This window comes from Pseudomonas sp. NPDC089422 (assembly GCF_044749405.1).
Lineage (GTDB): Bacteria > Pseudomonadota > Gammaproteobacteria > Pseudomonadales > Pseudomonadaceae > Aquipseudomonas.
Genome location: NZ_JBIVHW010000013.1, coordinates 181,881 through 199,214 on the forward strand (window position 1 = coordinate 181,881; position 17,334 = coordinate 199,214).

The 17,334-nt window shown below is 64.5% G+C and carries 19 protein-coding genes; 10 read left to right on the forward strand and 9 right to left on the reverse strand.

All coding sequences use genetic code 11. The features are described 5' to 3' along the window. Window positions 1-24: 24 nt before the first annotated feature. The 5 genes from ACIPZ8_RS23180 (at window position 25) to ACIPZ8_RS23200 (ending at window position 7,974) form a co-directional block, all read left to right on the forward strand. On the forward strand, window positions 25-2,004 hold the full coding sequence (locus ACIPZ8_RS23180) for an SPFH domain-containing protein (RefSeq protein WP_400728059.1): 1,980 nt from the start codon (window positions 25-27) through the stop codon (window positions 2,002-2,004). Further along, complete coding sequence (gene hflC / locus ACIPZ8_RS23185) at window positions 2,001-3,035, forward strand: protease modulator HflC (protein ID WP_400728062.1); 1,035 nt, start codon at window positions 2,001-2,003, stop codon at window positions 3,033-3,035. Before ACIPZ8_RS23180 ends, hflC begins: the two co-directional genes overlap by 4 nt. Beyond that, window positions 3,022-4,062, forward strand: a complete 1,041-nt coding sequence (hflK, locus tag ACIPZ8_RS23190; protein WP_400728065.1) for a protease modulator HflK — start codon at window positions 3,022-3,024, stop codon at window positions 4,060-4,062. The genes hflC and hflK overlap by 14 nt, the downstream gene beginning before the upstream one ends. Window positions 4,063-4,099: 37 nt before the next feature. Beyond that, window positions 4,100-6,064 (forward strand): heavy metal translocating P-type ATPase, encoded by a 1,965-nt coding sequence (locus ACIPZ8_RS23195; protein ID WP_400728068.1) that lies wholly within the window; start codon window positions 4,100-4,102, stop codon window positions 6,062-6,064. Window positions 6,065-6,348: 284 nt separating this feature from the next. Then, window positions 6,349-7,974, forward strand: a complete 1,626-nt coding sequence (locus ACIPZ8_RS23200) for a methyl-accepting chemotaxis protein (RefSeq protein WP_400728071.1) — start codon at window positions 6,349-6,351, stop codon at window positions 7,972-7,974. Window positions 7,975-7,977: 3 nt separating this feature from the next. Here the strand turns inward: ACIPZ8_RS23200 and ACIPZ8_RS23205 are convergent, their stop codons facing one another. Continuing rightward, entirely contained in the window at window positions 7,978-8,274 is a 297-nt protein-coding gene (locus ACIPZ8_RS23205) for a DUF3144 domain-containing protein (RefSeq protein ID WP_103447561.1), read from the reverse strand. Between the two features lie 84 nt (window positions 8,275-8,358). Continuing rightward, window positions 8,359-9,210 (reverse strand): diguanylate cyclase domain-containing protein, encoded by an 852-nt coding sequence (locus ACIPZ8_RS23210; protein ID WP_400728074.1) that lies wholly within the window; start codon window positions 9,208-9,210, stop codon window positions 8,359-8,361. A gap of 119 nt (window positions 9,211-9,329) precedes the next feature. Here ACIPZ8_RS23210 and ACIPZ8_RS23215 point away from each other — a divergent pair, with 119 nt between their 5' ends. From ACIPZ8_RS23215 to ACIPZ8_RS23235, 5 genes are all read left to right on the forward strand, one after another. Beyond that, a complete protein-coding gene (locus ACIPZ8_RS23215) occupies window positions 9,330-9,818 on the forward strand; it encodes an isochorismatase family protein (protein WP_400728077.1) in 489 nt (162 codons plus the stop codon). Window positions 9,819-9,906: 88 nt separating this feature from the next. Beyond that, window positions 9,907-10,671 carry a hypothetical protein gene (locus ACIPZ8_RS23220; protein ID WP_400728080.1) on the forward strand — a complete coding sequence of 255 codons (765 nt, stop codon included), beginning with the start codon at window positions 9,907-9,909 and terminating at the stop codon, window positions 10,669-10,671. Window positions 10,672-10,875: 204 nt separating this feature from the next. Continuing rightward, window positions 10,876-11,340, forward strand: coding sequence for a hypothetical protein (locus ACIPZ8_RS23225; protein WP_400728082.1), 465 nt, complete (start codon window positions 10,876-10,878; stop codon window positions 11,338-11,340). 64 nt (window positions 11,341-11,404) lie between these two features. Next, complete coding sequence (locus ACIPZ8_RS23230; protein WP_400728085.1) at window positions 11,405-12,250, forward strand: DUF692 domain-containing protein; 846 nt, start codon at window positions 11,405-11,407, stop codon at window positions 12,248-12,250. Then, window positions 12,243-13,037: a DUF2063 domain-containing protein gene (locus tag ACIPZ8_RS23235; RefSeq protein WP_400728088.1), complete on the forward strand. Its 795-nt coding sequence runs from the start codon at window positions 12,243-12,245 to the stop codon at window positions 13,035-13,037. Before ACIPZ8_RS23230 ends, ACIPZ8_RS23235 begins: the two co-directional genes overlap by 8 nt. 53 nt (window positions 13,038-13,090) lie before the next feature. On the opposite strand, the gene ACIPZ8_RS23240 is transcribed toward ACIPZ8_RS23235, so the two are convergent. The 7 genes from ACIPZ8_RS23240 to bamA form a co-directional block, all read right to left on the reverse strand. Next, entirely contained in the window at window positions 13,091-13,504 is a 414-nt protein-coding gene (locus ACIPZ8_RS23240; protein WP_400728091.1) for a hypothetical protein, read from the reverse strand. Between the two features lie 86 nt (window positions 13,505-13,590). Next, window positions 13,591-13,983, reverse strand: a complete 393-nt coding sequence (locus ACIPZ8_RS23245; RefSeq protein ID WP_400728094.1) for a hypothetical protein — start codon at window positions 13,981-13,983, stop codon at window positions 13,591-13,593. A gap of 142 nt (window positions 13,984-14,125) precedes the next feature. Beyond that, complete coding sequence (locus tag ACIPZ8_RS23250; protein WP_400728097.1) at window positions 14,126-14,485, reverse strand: hypothetical protein; 360 nt, start codon at window positions 14,483-14,485, stop codon at window positions 14,126-14,128. A gap of 24 nt (window positions 14,486-14,509) precedes the next feature. Beyond that, window positions 14,510-14,854: a hypothetical protein gene (locus tag ACIPZ8_RS23255; RefSeq protein ID WP_400728100.1), complete on the reverse strand. Its 345-nt coding sequence runs from the start codon at window positions 14,852-14,854 to the stop codon at window positions 14,510-14,512. Continuing rightward, window positions 14,851-15,450, reverse strand: coding sequence for a hypothetical protein (locus tag ACIPZ8_RS23260; RefSeq protein ID WP_400728102.1), 600 nt, complete (start codon window positions 15,448-15,450; stop codon window positions 14,851-14,853). Before ACIPZ8_RS23260 ends, ACIPZ8_RS23255 begins: the two co-directional genes overlap by 4 nt. A 321-nt stretch (window positions 15,451-15,771) precedes the next feature. Further along, window positions 15,772-16,128, reverse strand: a complete 357-nt coding sequence (locus ACIPZ8_RS23265) for a hypothetical protein (RefSeq protein WP_400728105.1) — start codon at window positions 16,126-16,128, stop codon at window positions 15,772-15,774. Between the two features lie 102 nt (window positions 16,129-16,230). Continuing rightward, window positions 16,231-17,334: outer membrane protein assembly factor BamA (bamA, locus tag ACIPZ8_RS23270; RefSeq protein WP_400728108.1), on the reverse strand; the 1,104-nt coding region annotated here is incomplete at its 5' end.

The following is a 17,334-nucleotide window of genomic DNA, read 5'->3' on the forward strand; positions in this document are numbered from 1 at the left end:
AGCCTGGTTTTTCCTGGAGTCTTAATGAGAGTCGATCTAGACACTGAGGCCGCCGACCTCGCTGATCACCCCCGTTTTCAGCGTGCGATGGTCCATGCACGCAAGCTGAGGCAGCTGATGTACCTGGCGTTGGCGGTTGCTGTACTGCTGGCGTTACTGCAGGGGCTAATCGGGGTATTCAGCCCCGACTCTTACTGGCTGGTCTTGCTCGCTGTCAATGGCGCCGTGCTGCTTCTGTTGGCGGGCGCCGCGCAGTCGGCCTGGCAGGTGGCCAGCTGGCGCGCGACTGCCATGGGCCAGGTGCCCATCCCGCTGCTGTTCTGGCGCGCTAGCGAAGAAACTGTCGAGCCTGGTTCGCTCAGCCGTTTCGATCGCTGGTGCCGGCAGGTCGCCGATACCTGGCGAAAGCAATGGCGCAGGCTTGGCGCAGAAACACCCTGGCTCATTGGCCTGGCGTGCCTGGCACTGCTGCTGATCAAGGGGGCATGGCGCTTCGACTTGCCGACGCCGACGCTGGCAGGGCAGGTGACATGGGTTGCCATCGGCCTGTTGGCCGTTTTTGCATTCTGCCTGGTCGTGCTCGAACGCCACCTGATGGCTGAAAGCGAGGCGACCTGGCCCGAAGCCGCAGCGCTTGCCGCTACCTTGCGGCTGGTCATTGCCGTGCAGGTACTGACCATTGCCTGCCTGGCCTGTATCGACGGCGAGCGGCTGTGGCCGGCCCGCCTGGCGGTGCTGATCGGCCTGTTGCCTGGCCTGGCAGCGCTCGAGTTGCTGACCCGGGCAGTGCTGGCGATGTTCCGCCCCGCGCGCCCCGGTGAAGAGCCAGCGCTGGTGGCGCGCAGCCTGGTGGGCGACTTCCTGCAATGGCCACCGCGGCCATTGGCCGTGCTGCAGGATGAACTGCATGAGCGCCTGGGCATCGACCTGCGCCAGGTCTGGGCGTTCGCCTTCATGCGGCGGGCGTTCCTGCCGGTGGCGGCGCTGGTGGCGTTGGTCGGTTGGCTGCTGACCGGTATCGTCGAGGTGCCGACCAACAACCGCGGCGTCTACGAACGCTTTGGCAACCCCGTGGCGGTGTACCCGCCAGGCCTGCATGTCGGCTTGCCCTGGCCGTTTGGCAACGTGCTGACAGTGGACAACAGCATCATCCATGAATTGGCGACGACCACCGCCGAGGGGGGCAGCGAACCCCTGGCGGCTGCCGACGGTGCGCCGCCGACCACCGCCAACCGACTGTGGGATGCCACGCACCTGAGCGAGAACTCACAGGTGATTGCCGGTGCCGATGGCGGGCGTCAGGGGTTCCAGATCGTCAACATGGACGTGCGCTTCATCTACCGCATCGGCCTGAGCGACGCGGCGGCCTTGGCGGCGGCCTATCACACGGCCAACGTCGAGCAACTGCTGCGCAGCGTGGCCAATCGGGTGCTGGTGCACGACTTTGCCGGGCGCTCGCTGGATGCTCTGCTGGGTGCCGAACGTGCCGAGCTCGGCCGTGACATCGGCCGTGCGGTGCAGGCCGACCTCGACCGCATGGATACCGGGGTGGAGCTGCTGGCGACCTCGGTGGAGGCGATCCACCCGCCAGCCGGTGCGGCCAATGCCTACCATGCCGTGCAGGCTGCGCAGATCACCGCCCAGGCGCTGGTCGCCCGTGACCGTGGGCAGGCCGCGCAGAAGCTTGATGAAGCCCACACGAGTGCCACGTCGTTGACCGACAAGGCCATGGCCGAAGCCCATGAAACCCAGACCAAGGCCGACACCGCCGCACTGCGCTTCGACGCCGAGCACACCGCCTGGCTGCACGCTGGCCAGGCGTTCATCCTCGAACAGTACCTGGAGCGGCTGTCCCAAGGCATGGCACAGGCGAGCAGCCTGATCATCGATCACCGGCTGGCGGCGAACCAGGCGCCGACCCTGGACCTGCGCAGCTTTGCAGCGCCCATCGACCCTTCGCAAACGAAACCCGCATCCGGCCGTATCCAGGAGCGTAACCCGTGAGTTCCCATACCGCACATGGTCATGACCACGACCACGACCACGACCACGACCACGATCACGATCACGACCACAATCACGATCATGCCGATAATGACGACCGTGCCCGGCCTGCCTGGCTGCGTGTCGGGATAGCGCTGCTGCTGGTCCTGATCATGGCCGCGACGGCCTGCCTCGTGCAGGTGCGTGTCGGCGAAGCAACGGTCATCACACGTTTCGGCAACCCGTCGCGGGTACTGATCGACCCCGGGCTCAACTGGCGCTGGCCAGTGCCGTTCGAGGCCGCGGTACCGGTTGACCTGCGCTTGCGCACCACTTCCAGCGGGCTGCAGGATGTCGGCACACGGGATGGCCTGCGCATCATCGTGCAGGCCTATGTCGCCTGGCAGGTAGCGGCAGATCCGCAGAGCATCCAGCTGTTCATGCGCGCGGTGCAGAACCAGCCTGACGAGGCGGCGCGGCAGATCCGCACCCTGGTGGGCTCGGCCCTGGAAACCACCGCCAGCGGTTTCGAACTGGCCGACCTGGTCAACGTCGATGCCAGCCGGGTGCGCATCGATGGCTTCGAGCAACGCCTGCGTGAGCAGATCGAGCAGCAACTGATCAACAGCTATGGGGTGCGCGTGGTGCAAGTGGGCATCGAGCGCCTGACCTTGCCCAAGGTCACCCTCGAAGCCACCGTTGACCGCATGCGTGCCGAGCGCGAGACCATCGCCACCGAGCGCACGGCCGAAGGCAAGCGCAAGGCGGCCGAGATCCAGTCGGCCGCCGAGCGTGATGCGCGCATCCTGCAGGCCGATGCCAGCGTGAAGGCCGCGCAGATCCAGGCGCAATCGCAGGTGCAGGCGGCAGACATCTACGGCAAGGCCTATGCCGGTGCGCCGCAGCTGTACACCATGCTGCGCTCGCTCGACACCCTCGGCTCGGTCATCAACCCTGGCACGAAACTGGTGTTGCGCACCGACGCGGCACCGTTCCGCGCCCTGGTAGAGGGGCCTGTGCTGCCGGCGGGGGCTGACCATGGCCAGCCGTGAGCCGTTGTCGGCCAGGCTGCCCGCCGGCCCCTGGCTGCAATCAGGGCGTATCGGCTTCCTGGCGTTGTACGTGGTGGCGCTGTTGGCGGCGGTGGGTTGGCTGTTTGGCAATGTGCGCCAGATAGGACCGGAGAACCGAGCGGTGGTCTTGCGCCTGGGGGCCGAGGCGCGCATCCAGAATGCGGGCTTGTTGCTGGCCTGGCCTGAGCCCTTCGAGCAAGTGGTGATGTTGCCCTCGGCAGCGCGGGTCAGCGAACGCCGGGTAGAGTTACTGCTGCGCTCGGAGCTTGCGCAGAAGTCCGACAAGGATGGCACCCTGGCCAGCGATGCCACGGCAGGCTCCGGTTACCTGCTGACCGGCGATGCCGGGGCGGTGCAGCTGGACGTGCGGGTGTTCTTTACGGTGAGCGACCCCTACGCCTACGCGCGCCAGGGGCAACATGTGCAACCCGCCCTGGACCGCCTGGTGGAACGCAACGCCGTGCAGATCTGCGCCTCCCGCGACATGGATGCCATCCTGGTCGCCCGGCCCGAGCTGGTCGGCGGCGATGCCCGTCTGGCCGATCAACGCGAGCGGCTGCGCGGTGACCTGCAGCAAGGCATCAATGGCAGCCTGGCGCGGCTGCGTTCGGCCGGTGCCAGCCTGGGGATCGAGGTGGTGCGGGTCGACATCCAGTCGTCGCTGCCGTGGTCGGCCGTCAGCGCGTTCAACGCGGTGCTCACCGCCAGCCAGCAGGCCGAGCAGGCGGTCGCCAAGGCCCGTAATGAGGCCGCGCGCCAATTGCAGCAGGCCACCCAGGCCGCCGACCGCACCGTGCAAGTGGCCCAGGCCGAAGCGAGTGAACGCCTGTCCCGCGCCCAGGCCGCCACCGCGACGATCGTTGGCCTGACCCGGCAGCAGGATCCGCAGTTGCTGCTGCGCCTCTACCGTGAGCGGGTGCCGGCGATCCTGGCGCACGCCGGGTCGGTCACCACCGTCAACAAAGATGACGCCGGGCACATGATCCTGCAGGGCCCTGCGCAATGACTACGACGCCTTTTCCCCAGTTCTGGAGCTGCTCGCGATGAGTACTCATCACTGCCATGGTCACGGGCACCATCACCATGCCCATTCCCACCTCACGTCCGGCCTGTTGTCGCAGGCCGAGCAGCGCACCGCCGCACGCCAGCTGAGCCTGGCGATGCTGGCCCTGGGGTTGCTGGGGCTGGGGCTGGTCTGGCGCTGGCTGGCGCCGACGCAAGAGGGCGTCAGCCAACTGCTGCTGGGCGCTGCCTCGCTGCTGGTGGCGGTGCCGGTGCTGCGCTCGGCCTGGTACAGCCTGCTGCACCCCAGCCTGCATGGCATTACCGATCAGCTGATCGCCCTGGCCATGTTGGGCGCCTGGGCAACCGGCGACCTGGCCACCGCGGCGCTGCTGCCGATCATCATGATCTTCGGGCACATGCTCGAAGAACGCAGCGTGCTGGGTTCGCAAGAGGCCATTGCTGCGCTGGGGCAGTTGACCCGCAGCCATGCGCGGCTCATCGATGCCGATGGCCAGGTGCGCGAGGTCGATAACGCCAGCCTCAAGCCAGGTGACCAGGTCGAGGTGCGCGCCGGTGACCGCGTGCCAGCCGACGGCCGTGTCCTGCAGGGGCAGGCCAGCCTCGATACTGCGCCCATCACCGGCGAGGCGGTGCCGCTGGAAGTGGCCAGCGGCATGGATGTCCATGGTGGTTCGATCAACCTGGACGGTTTGCTGCGGGTCGAGGTTACCCGGGTTGGCGATGACTCGACCTTGGGCAAGGTCATCGCCCTGATGCAGCGCGCCGAGCAAGCCAAGCCGCCCATTACCCGGCTGCTCGAACGCCACGCCGGGCGCTACCTGGTCCTGGTGTTGCTGATTGCCGCCGTGACCTGGTTCATCACCCGCGATGCCCAAGCCATGCTGGCCGTGCTGGTGGCGGCCTGCCCGTGCGCACTGGTGCTGTCGGCGCCGGCGACGGCGGTGGCGGGGATTGCCGTCGCTGCCCGGCATGGCATTCTGATTCGCGGTTCGGCCTTTCTCGAGGAGCTGGCCGACTTGTCTTCGCTGGTGATCGACAAGACGGGCACGCTGACCTATGGCGACCTGCGTCTGCGCAGCGTGGTCGGTACTGCAGCGGCAGTGCCCCAGGCCGATATCGTCAACCTCGCGGCCAGCCTCGGCGCCGCCAGCAGCCATCCGGTCAGCCGGGCCCTGGCGACGCTGGTGCCCCATGAGCAGCATCTGGCCCTGCTGGACATCCACGAACGCCAGGGCTTTGGCGTGGTGGCGCACACGGCCGAGGGTGAAGCGGCCCTGGGGCGCCCGGAGCTGTTCCGCCAGCTGGGCCTGCAGGTGCCGCCCGTGCCCGAGCATGACGGCCCGATTGCCGGCCTGGCGCTGAACGGGCAGTTCCTCGCCTGGCTGCTGCTGGCCGACCATGTGCGGGCAGAGTCTGCAGAGGCGATGCAGCAGCTGCGCGAGCTTGGCCTGCAGCGTCAGTTGCTGCTGACCGGTGACCGCAGCCGTGTCGCCGAAGCCGTTGCCGAGCAGGTCGGCATGACGCGTGTGGTGGCTGAAGCCCTGCCGAAAGACAAGATGCACCACGTCAACCAGGAACTGCAGCTGGGCTTCCGCCCGTTGGTGGTGGGTGACGGCATCAATGATTCGCTGGCGCTGAAGGCCGGTGTGGTCGGGGTGGCCATGGGCGCCAATGGTGCCGACATTGCCCTGGCCGCAGCGGATATCGTGCTCATCAACGGCGACCTGCGGCGCCTGGCCACCTGTATCCGCCTCAGCCGCCAGTGCCGACGCACACTCCAGGTGAATGTGCTGATCGGCCTGGGCTGGACCTTGGCGATTGTGGTCGCTGCCGCATTCGGCCTGCTGGGCGCGGCGGGGGCCATGGTCGCTGCGCTGCTGCACAACCTCAGCACGCTGCTGGTGCTGACCAACGCCGGGCGCCTGTTGCGCTATGACGAACGGCTCGGGCAGAGCAACCCGGTACCGGCGCTGCAGCCCTAGCTGGGCAGGGCGTCAGTCCGCTACGTTGTTCCAGCTTGAGATCATGAAACGCAACTGGCCTCTGCGGTGCGTCGCGCGAGACACCGCAGCGTGCCCGTGAGTTGCACGACTGCTGAATACGCGGATCACTTCGCGCATCCCGGCGCAAGGCACCAGCAACATCCGTTCGGTTATCGAACACAAGCCGCATTCGCGCACTCAAGCCTGCCACGGCAACTCCGATAGCTGCTCACCCACCGTCGAAACCTCGACCAGAAGTGGCGTCAACAAGGAGTACTGCCCGCATGTTTGCCGACCTGAAGATCCGTACCGGAATGTTCTGGGTGCTGTTGTTGTTCAGCCTGACGTTGCTGTTTTCCACCGTCAGTGCCTGGCGGGCCGCGCTGGGCAGCGACCAGCAGATCACCGAACTCGACCAGACCGCACACCAGTCGGACCGGCTGAACAATGCACTGCTGATGGCTATCCGCTCCAGTGCCAACGTGTCGTCGGGCTTCATCGAGCAACTGGGCGGCCATGACGAGAGTGCGAACAAACGCATGGCGCTGTCGGTCGAGCTGAACGACAAGAGCCAGAAGTTGATCGACGAGTTCGTCGACAACGCCCGCGAACCGGCGCTGCACGCGGTGGCCAGCGAGCTGCAAGCCGCCTTCGGCGAGTATGCCAAGGCGGTAGCCGGGCAGCGCGAAGCCACGCGTCAACGCTCGCTGGAGCAGTACTTCAAGGTCAACACCGATGCTGGCAACGCCATGGGCCGGCTGCAGGCGCTGCGCCAGCAACTGGTCGCCGCCTTGAGCGAACGCGGCCAGCAGATCATGCAGGCATCCGACCGTCGCCTGGAGCGTGCACAACAGCTGAGCCTGGCGCTGCTGGCGGTGACGCTGCTGCTTGCCGGCCTGTGCTGGGCCTTCATCGCCCAGCGCGTGCTGCACCCGCTGGGCGAGGCGGGCCGGCATTTTCAGCGGATCGCCGGTGGCGACCTGAGCGTGCCGGTGCAGGTGCGTCAGCGCAATGAGATCGGCCAGCTGTTTCATGAGCTGGAGCGCATGCAGCAGAGCCAACGCGATACCTTGGGCAAGATCAGCAGCTGCACCCGGCAACTGGCCGGTGCGGCGGGTGCACTGAACACGATTACTGAACAAAGCGTCAACAACCTGCGCCAGCAAGGCCAGGAGCTGGAACAGGCCGCCACTGCCGTCACCGAAATGACCACGGCGGTGGAGGAGGTCGCCCGCAATGCGGTCACGACCTCCCAGGCAACCCATGAGTCCAACCAGCTGGCGGAGAAAAGCCGTCAGCAAGTCAGCGAAAACATCGACGGCACCCAGGCCATGAGCCGCGAAATCCAGACCAGCAGTGGCCACCTGGAGCAGTTGGTGGGGCAGGTCCGGGATATTGGCAAGGTGCTGGAAGTGATCCGTTCGGTGTCCGAGCAGACCAACCTGCTGGCCCTCAACGCGGCCATCGAGGCGGCCCGCGCCGGGGATGCCGGGCGCGGCTTTGCCGTGGTCGCCGATGAAGTACGCACGCTCGCCTACCGCACCCAGGCCTCGACCCAGGAAATCGAGCAGATGATCGGCCGTGTGCAGCAGGGTACCGAAGCGGCTGTTGCGTCGATGCAGGCCAGCACCAGCCGGGCCCAGTCGACACTCGATGTCACCCTGGCTTCAGGCCAGGTGCTGGAGGGCATCTACAGCGCCATCGGCGCGATCAACGAGCGCAACCTGGTGATCGCCAGCGCAGCCGAAGAACAGGCGCAGGTGGCGCGCGAGGTGGATCGCAACCTGCTGAACATCCGCGAGCTGTCGAGCCAGTCGGCGGCGGGTGCGCAGCAGACCAGCGAGGCCAGCCAGGCGTTGTCAGGGCTGGTCGGGGAGATGACGGCGCTGGTGGGGCGGTTCAGGGTCTGACGTTCAGCTGTCCTTGCCCAGCACGTAGCGGTCGAACTGCTCGATGTACTCGTCGACGTTGTCTTCCAGCATCATCCGGTACTGTTCGCTGAAGTACTTCAGGATTTCCTCGCGCGCGGCGGCCATTTCGGCGCCGGACTTGAAGTTGCGGGCGCTGAGCCAGGCACTGAAGCGGCTGGCGGCGAAGGTCATCGAGGCGCTGACCTTGCCGATATCGGCGAGGGTGTCGAGCTGCTGGTTGGCCAGGTCGATATGCGCATCGGCGCGATCATAGAATGCCTGGTCGGTGGCTTGGGTCATGGTGGGGTACCTGTGTGGGCCTGTCGTACGGGGCGCGCAGCATGCCACAGCGGGAACCTGCCGGCAGCAATTACCGGCAACCGTTTACCGCGCCGCGGAACGACGGCGCTTGTTGCGGTACATGGCGTCATCGGCGCAGTTGAGCAGGGTGTCGATGTCTGCGCCGTCGTCCGGATAGCAGGCCACGCCGATGCTGCAGGACGGCATGGGCAGCGCTCGCTGTTCGCTGGCCAGTGGTGTTGCCATGGCGGCGAGGATCTGGGCCATCTTTTCGGCTACTGCGCCCGCCGAGCTCAAGTCGGTCAGCAGCACGGTGAACTCGTCGCCGCCCATGCGCGCCACCGTGTCCTGTTCGCCGACACAGTCTTCCAGGCGCCTCGCGACGGCGCACAGCACCTGGTCACCGATGGCGTGCCCGTGCACATCGTTGATGCCCTTGAAGTCATTGATGTCCACGAACAGCAGCGCAAACGGGCGCGCGTGGCCCAGGGCGCTGGCCAGCCGCTCGTTGAACAGCGAGCGGTTGCACAACCGGGTCAGCGGGTCATGGTGGGCGAGAAAGCGCAACTGCTGCTCGGCCTGGGTCAGTGCCGTGATGTTGCGCGCCACGCCGATGCGCGCCCCCACCTCTTCGGACCAGAAGGCCGACCAGAGGATGTGTACCACGCCACCGTCCTTGCGCAGGTAGCGGTTGCGAAAGTCGCTGTGCGACTGGCCGTTCATCACCCGAATGATCGAGGCCCGCGTGGCGTCCAGGTCTTCGGGGTGCATGTAGCGGGTGATCGGGGTGCCGATCAGTTCGTCGGCACGGTAGCCGAGCAAGGCCTCGCAGGCATTGCTGACGAACACGATGGTGTTGTCCCGGTCGACCACGAACACGGTGTCGAGCATCAGCTGGATCAGCTTCGGGTAAAGTGCTTGCAGGTCAACAGGCATAGGGGCGTCCGCTGCATCGGGCTCGGGCGTGGCCAGCATACACAGAGCAGGGTTGGTTCCACCAGCGGCCATTCAAACAGATATACTCCGCGGCCGTTTTAAGCATTCAGGAGTCGTTCATGCAGCAGGTACTGCTCATCGTTGATGTCCAGTCCACCTTCAGCCCACCCGAATGGCTGGTGGACGGGATTCGCCTGTTGTCAGCGAGCATTCCGTCGATCGCCTCGGTCGAACTGCACGACGAGCAGGTGACGCCGTTCCAGCGCCAGCTCGGCTGGCACCCGGCGGCCGAGGACGAGTGCCTGGTCGAGGTCGACCAGGTGTTCATCAAGCATGGCTATGGCCAGACCGCCGAGGCCATCGCCCACATCCGGCAGCTTGGCGTTGAGCGCGTGCTGGTGTGCGGCATGCAGACCGAAACCTGCGTGCTGGCGGCAGGCTTTGCGCTGTTCGATGCCGGGCTCTGCCCGACCCTGGTGACCGACCTCACTGTCGGCTCATCGCTGGACCGCTCCGGCAAGTTGGGTACCGACCTCTGGAAGCATCACTTTGGCAACGTGACCACCCGTGCCGAGGTGATGGCCGAGGTCGCGCAGCCGGGCCGCTGAGAAAACCGCGAAAAGCCAGCGTGCATCGTTTAGCATGGGGGCGCCGATGCACCTGGCCCCCTTCCTTGTCGAAACGCACTATCTCCCCATGACTGCCTTTTACCTGAAGTTTCTCATCACCCCCACGCTCATGCTGGCCATCTCGCTGGCGGCCAAACGTTGGGGCACGCAAATCGGCGGGCTGCTTTCCGGGCTGCCGGTCACTTCAGCCCTGGTCGTGCTGTTCCTGAGCCTCGAACAGGGCCCCGGCTTCGCCTTGCAGGCCGTGCCTGGGGCCTTGGCTGGCCTGGCGGCGGTGCAGGCGACCTACCTGTTCTATTACCGGGTGACGCGACGAATCGGCGCATTCCCCGGCTGCATCGCCGCGTTGGCGGTATACGCAGCCATGGCTGCATTGATGAGCCACCTGGGTTGGGTGGCGTTGTCGGTGGTGGTGACCCTGGCGCTGCTCAGCCTGATTATCGTCGTTACCTCGCAACCGGCGCCCACCGGCACCGCCAAGGTGGTGCAACTGCCACGCTGGGTGATCCCGATGCGCATGTTGACGGCCACCGCGCTGCTGGTGGCGATCACCGCCAGCGCCGAGTGGCTCGGGCCGGTGGCCAGCGGCCTGCTGGCGCCGATCCCGGTGATCGCCTGGCCGCTGGCGGTGTTCGCCCATGTGCAGGGTGGGCACCATGAGCTGGGTGCGATCGTGCGCGGCAACGCCATTGGCGGCGTGGGCGTGCTGGGTTTCTACCTGACGGTGAACAGCTTCATCGAACAGTGGGGCTCCGTGCCGGCCATTGCCGCTGCCGTGGTGTTGGCCGTGGTGGCGACCTTCGCGCTGGCCAAGTTGCTGGACCGCCGCTGACTTCTGCACCCGGCAGGCGCTTGTATCGCTCTGTATCAAGGCGCCTGCCATGCCTACTCGCTTACAAAACCTTCGCTCTCCTGATACGCCTGGGATACATCCCTGGGGCCAAATGGGCCAGCCCGAACGAACAAGCCCTACGGCCTGCGTTCCCTGGCTCTTTCGCCCTTGAGGCATGACCGTACGACTTTCAGGAGAAACACCATGTCCCGTATCCAGTTCCCCAACAAGACCCGTCTCGGCCTGCTGAGCATCGCCCTGGTGGGCGGTATCAACCTGGCTTCCTCGGCGTTTGCCGTCGAGGCCCTGCCACAGGGCTACCAACTGGCAGCCGCAGAAAAGGCCGGCGAGGGCAAGTGTGGCGAAGGCAAGTGCGGTGCCAGCGGTGCCAAGGCCAAGGCCACCCAGGCCGAAGGCAAGTGCGGCGAGGGCAAGTGTGGCGACGCTTCGTTCGCCCGCACCGACGCCGACCATGACGGCCGCGTTTCCCGTGCCGAACTGCTGGCGGTCGCCCCAAAGGCCGGTGCCGAGTTCGATGCGATCGATGCCAACCACGACGGCTATCTTTCCGAGGCCGAGGTCTACCAGTTCCGCAAACACCAGTTCGACGCCAACGGCAATCCATTCCCGACCGACCTGTACAGCAAACTGAGCCAGGCGAAGAACTGACCCTCGGCGGCATCCTCCCCAGGCCTCGGGCCGGGGAGGGCGCTGCAGCACAAGGAGCATGCCGATGAGCACTACTTCTACCCTGCAGGGCGCGGGCCTGGGCTTGCGCCGTGGGCTGCTGCCCGAACTGCTGAACATGGACGCCGGCGCCGTGGACTTTCTCGAATGCGCCCCGGACAACTGGATCGGCGTCGGCGGTGCCTTCGGCGAAGGCCTGGCGCAACTGGCCGAGCGCTACCCGCTGTCCTGCCATGGTCTGTCATTGTCGCTGGGCGGCCCGGCTCCGCTGGACCATGGTTTCTTGCATCAGATCCGCGCCTTTCTCGACCGACATCAGGTACCGCTGTTCAGTGAGCACCTGAGTTACTGTGCCGATGACGGCCATCTGTACGACCTCATTCCCATGCCGTTCACCGACGAAGCGGTGCGCCATACTGCGGGGCGTATCGCTCAAGTCCAGGATGCCCTCGGCCGGCGCATTGCCGTGGAGAACATCTCCTACTACGCCGCGCCGTATCAGGCGATGAGCGAGATCGAGTTTCTCAAGGCGGTGTTGAGTGAAGCCGATTGTGACCTGCTGCTGGACATCAACAACATCGTGGTCAATGCCTGCAACCATCGCTACGACGCTGCCGAGTTCCTCGCCCAGGTGCCGGCCGAGCGGGTGGTTTGCCTGCATGTAGCCGGGCACTACGACGAAGCGCCGGACCTGAAGATCGATACCCATGGCGCCAGCGTCAAGCCTGATGTCTGGGGCCTGCTGGCAACTGCCTACCAGCACCTGGGGCCGGTGCCGACGTTGCTCGAACGCGACTTCAACCTGCCACCGCTGGCCGAACTGCTGGCCGAGGTGGAGCACATTCGCAGCCTGCAACCCGTGGCGCAGGCCCTGGCGGTGCGCCATGGCTGACTCGCTGCGCGAACAGCAACTGTGCATGGCCGGGCACATCCGCGATCCGCAGGCCAATCCGCCGCCGCCCGGTATCGAGGCGCGGCGTTTGGCGGTGTACCGGCAACTGTTCTTCGGCAACCTGCAATCACTGCTGGCCGGCAGCTTTCCGGTGCTGCATGCCAGCCTCGCCGCCGAACACTGGCAGGCGTTGTGCGAAGACTTTTATGCCAACCATCGCTGCCACACGCCGTTGTTCACCGAAGTGGGCGGGGAGTGGGTCGAATACCTGCAAGCGCGCACCGACCAGCCCGACTGGGTCGCCGAACTTGCCCATTACGAATGGATAGAAACGGCCTTGCTGCTGAGCGACGCCGCCGAACTTGAGCATGACCCAGAAGGTGACCTGCTCGAAGGCGTCCCCGTGCTGTCCAGCCTGGCCGTGCCGCTGGCCTATGCCTGGCCGGTCAGCCATATCGGGCCGGACCATCTGCCGGGTGAGGCTCCCCCTGAGCCGACATTGCTGCTGGCCCATCGAGGTGCAGGCCACAAGGTGAGCTTCTCGCGCCTGGCGCCGCTGGCCCATGCACTGTTGGTGGCGCTGCAAGATCAGCCTCTCAGCGGCCGTGCACACTTGGCGGCGCTGGCCGGGGCTGCCGGCGTCGAACCTGCCGTCATCGAGGAACAGGGCAGTGCGCTGTTGCTCAGCCTCAAGGCCCAGGGCGTGGTGCTCGGTACGCGCTGCGACCAGGCCGGCGCCAGCCCGTTGAGCAGCGGGCGCAACGAAGAATCGGCCGCAGCCTGGTAGTCGCTCCGTTGCCCGGCCTGGCTGGGGGCGTGTGCAATCGGTTATGAGGCGGCTTACTGGTACTTGATCACGATTGCCTTGAGCTTGCGCCCTTCGACCTTGTGGATATCGCGATCCCACAGCGGTCCTTCGACATAGGCGGCCACTGGTTGAATGTGGTCATACACCACAACGGCAGCATCGCCGCCAATGGACGCCGCTTCCTCGCGCAGCTTCTGTTCCACTTCGGTGATTGCAGGTGGCGGCTCGACGCTGGCGTCGATCAGCACCTCACCGAGGCGTACATGACGGCGGATCGGTTCGCGGCGCAGTACCTCGACATTGGCGGCATTGCTCGGGGCAAAGTGCGGCGCGCCGACGTATTCGCTGGTATGGGCGTTTATCGAGCTGCAACCGGCCAGTGCCAGCAGCGCTGCAGCGGCCAGGCCGTGGAGGAGTGGGGAGAACCTGAAAAACGTTGTTTTCATGCCTGCAGTCCCTTCGCTGTCGAGCCAGTGGCTGGCTGCTGTGAACATAGACGAAGGAACTGCAGGGCACAAATGGCCGCCAGGGCTTAGCGGCGATAGTAGCGGTGGTCGTCATCGTAGTGGTGGGCGCGCTCGTTGCGGCGCTCCCATTCGTGGCGGCGTTCGGCTTCACGGCGTGCCTGTTCCCGGCGCCATTGCGCGCGACGCCATTCTTCGCGGCGGCGGTCTTCGCTGTGGTAATGCCAGCGGCCGTCGCGCCAGTAGCGGTCGTCATCATGGGCGAGCAGCGGGCCTGGATGGCCGTCGGCGATGCTGGCCAGGTTCGGCCAGGGGCTCTGGCCGGGCTTGGCTGGCGTGTGGAGGGCAGTGTCAGTGGCCTGTACCGGGTTCGGACTGTGCATTTGCATCGCCGACGCCGAACCTGCGGCCGTGAACGCGAACAGGCTGGCGAACAGGAGCTTCGAAAAGTAGAGTTTCATGAACGCAGGCAATCCCCTGGTTATCTTTGAACATGCGGATGCGTTGCCTCTCGAGGCTGCGTATCCGCTCGCGTGAGCATGCTCAGATAGACCAGCAATAGCGCAAAAGTTCAGCCTCCTCAGTGCTTTAGTGCCTTCAGGGTTACTTGTAGGTCACCGGACTGGGCGACAACAAGCCCGTGAGGAAGCTGATCACCGTCATGAGTACGGTGAGGATCGTGTCGGATTTCGTCACCGGGGTTTCAATTGTGCTTTCGCTGACACCACTCCCCAGTATCCAGACGGTATACAGCATGACCAGCGTGAAAGAACCGACAATGACGAGCCAGATTCGATTGGTGGTGGCATCGTTCGGACGTGCCAGGTGCGGTAGTTGTTGTACGGTTTCTTCCTTGAGTGCGGTGAGCGCGCCATGCGGATCGTCCTGGATCCTCTGCAGGATTTCAGGGTCTGACAGCGCATTTTTTACCAACAGCTCGGCAGAGCGGATCTGATTTTCCATCATGTGTTTTCCTTTGCAGACCAATTATCGCACGTCACAGCCAAGTGCCCGGTAGATGGCCGACCTGAACACCGCAGTCATGGCGTTGAGAATGGCCTCTGCAAGTTGCAGTGTGACAATCGCAATGGAGCGAAGGCGCAGGCGTGCGACTATCTTCTGGTCATCGAGGAATAGTCCGATATCGTGTTCACTCCATGCGCCGCCTTGTTGCTGTTGATGAAGGAATATCATATCTCTGGCCATGCCGCGGCCGAGGCCTTCCACTTCAGCCCGAATGACTGGCCAATCCGACTGAATAATGGTTTTTGCGGCGTTGATCGCCTCGAGCAGGACCGCGTCGAGGTCCACGCCATTGATGATGGTGCTCATGGGCTTATCCTCGAAGACGGTGCGTTGGCTGTCGCAGCCTGGATGGCCAGTATGCTGTCGAAGAGCGTGTGCTTGCGATTCTGCCAAATGGCCTTGTTCAAGACCTGATAGCTGGCTTGCTGATGTTCGTGCTGCCACTTGCTGACCAGGCACTTGAGATCTACGTAGTTGCGCGTGGTCAGGTCGGCGTCGGGAAAGTCGCGCTGCAGCACATCGCATTGGTTGCCGAGCTGCTCTTGCAGCGACTGCTCGACGCGGGCGTGCAGCTGCTTGCCGGGCTCGCTGACCGCTCCTGCGTTGGCCAGCGCCCGCAGGATGAGGGTGTTGCTTTCGACCAGAAGCTCGTCGTATTCAACCTGGTATCGGCTGAAATGCCCGGGATGCTGGCGTGCATCCTTTGCCCTCAAGACTGAAAGTTGTTGCTTGCTGACAGGGCTTGCACGCTCCCCCTTGAGCAGTAGCGTCGCAGCGTTTTTGTAGAAGGCCTCAGTGTTTTTATAAAGTTCGGCATCGTAGGGTTGAGCCAATGTCACCGTACAGCCGGATAGAACGGCGGCACTGAGTAATGCGGAGGCGATCAGTTTTTTCTTTTTCATATTCACCCAGCTGCTTGAATAGCGGTGACTGTTGAGGCGCGTCGTTGAGGCGCGTCGTTGCAGTCGAGGCTGGGAAATATATGAAAATACATATTTAGCTGAACAGGTTTAATTAGTTACAGAAAGTTTGATGCATGCAAGGCTGTGCGGGTTTTCTGAAAGGTTAAAGCATGGCTGGAAAGTATGGATCTGTGCGGCGGAAAGTTGTTAAGTTTATGTTGAGTATTCAGCTTGACGTTACTGTGAAGCATGCAGTCTCAACAAGGAAATTGCGCGTCAAGGTGGAAACGCCAACGGTCCATGGCCACACCTGTGGCGCCATCAGGCGCCATCTGAACCAGCCCGATCGCTGAGCCATACCAGCGGCCGGGCAGGATCGTCGCTGCCCATGCGGGCGAAGGTTTGCGACTCGAGCATGGCCTTGACCTGCCCACCGAGGGCCAGCAGCCGCTCGGCGAAGCCCGGGCCGATGCTGCCATTGTCCTCCAGCGACAGGCCGCTCTGGCTATGCTGGATTGCCAGGTGGTAGTGGCTGGCGTCGTCGCCACTGGCAGCGAGAATCACCGTGTAGCGTGGGCCCAGCACGGTGCTGAGGCGCAGCTGCACCAGGTCGAGCAGCGAGGCAGGGCTGTCGTCGTGCAGTGCCGAGGCCAGGGCGGAGGGGGCGAAGGGGGGCATGGGGTTACCTGCAAGGCATGTTCATATGTCTCTCAGCTTAGGCAAGCTGACTGTCAACTTGGGTTAAGCGAGGGTAAAAACCGGTAATTTGTGTGCGCTGAGTCAGAAGGTCTGCCCCAGGGAGAACTGGAAGATCTGTGTTTCGGCGTTGTCCGGCTTTTTCAGTGGTGCTGCCAGGCTGAAACTCAGCGGCCCCATCGGGCTGTACCAGGTCACCCCCACACCCAGCGACACCGCCAGCTGGTTCAGGTCGATGTTGCCGCAGCCCTGGGTGGTGGACAGGTAACAGGTATCGGCGTAGACGTTGCCGGCGTCGACGAACACCGAGCTGCGCAGCTGGCTCTGGTTCTTGATGAACGGCATCGGGAAGATGTACTCGGCGCCGCCGGTGACCAGGATGTTGCCGCCGAGCACGTCGGTGTCGCGGTCGGAGTAATAGGCCTGGCCGGCGCTCGAGTAGGTGCCGGTAGCCGGGGTACTGCGCGGGCCGAGGGTGCCGTCCTTGAAACCGCGTACCGAGCCCTGGCCACCAGCGGTGTAGCTTTCGTAAAAGGGCAGGCCGTCGGTGGAGCCGTAGCCGTTGCCGTATCCCAGGGTGGTGTGCAGGCGCAGCGTGGTGTCCTTGCTGATGGGCAGGAAGGTCTGGCCGTTGTAGTCGAGCTTGTAGAACGACAGGTCGCTGCCCGGCGTGGTGGCCATCAGGGTCAGGGCCTGGGAATGGCCGCGGGTGGCCAGCACGCCTTTGTTCAGGGTCGACTCGGACCAACCGATCGAGGCCTTGAGGTTGTTGAAGCTCTTGCCTTCGCGCTGGATGAAGTCGTAGATCTCGTCGGCGCTGTAGGTGCCTGGGTTGATGTCGTCGTGCTGCAGGGTCAGGCCGTAGGTCAGGCGCGAGGTTTCGTTGATCGGGTAGCCGAAGTTGACGCCCGCGCCGTAGCTGTTGATGGCGTAGTAGGACACGCCGTCACTGTAGTAGTCGCTGTAGTCGGTGCTGCTGTAGAACAGGTTGTAACCCAGACTTACGCCGTCCTCGGTGAAGTAGGGGTTGACGAAGCCGAAGTTGTATTTGGTCTGGTACTCCGAACGGGTCAGGCCGATGGACACCTTGTTGCCGGTACCGAGGAAGTTGGTCTGGCTGATCGAGCCGCCGAGGATCAGGCCGGCGCTCTGGGCGAAACCGACGCTGGCGGTGATCGAGCCGGAGGC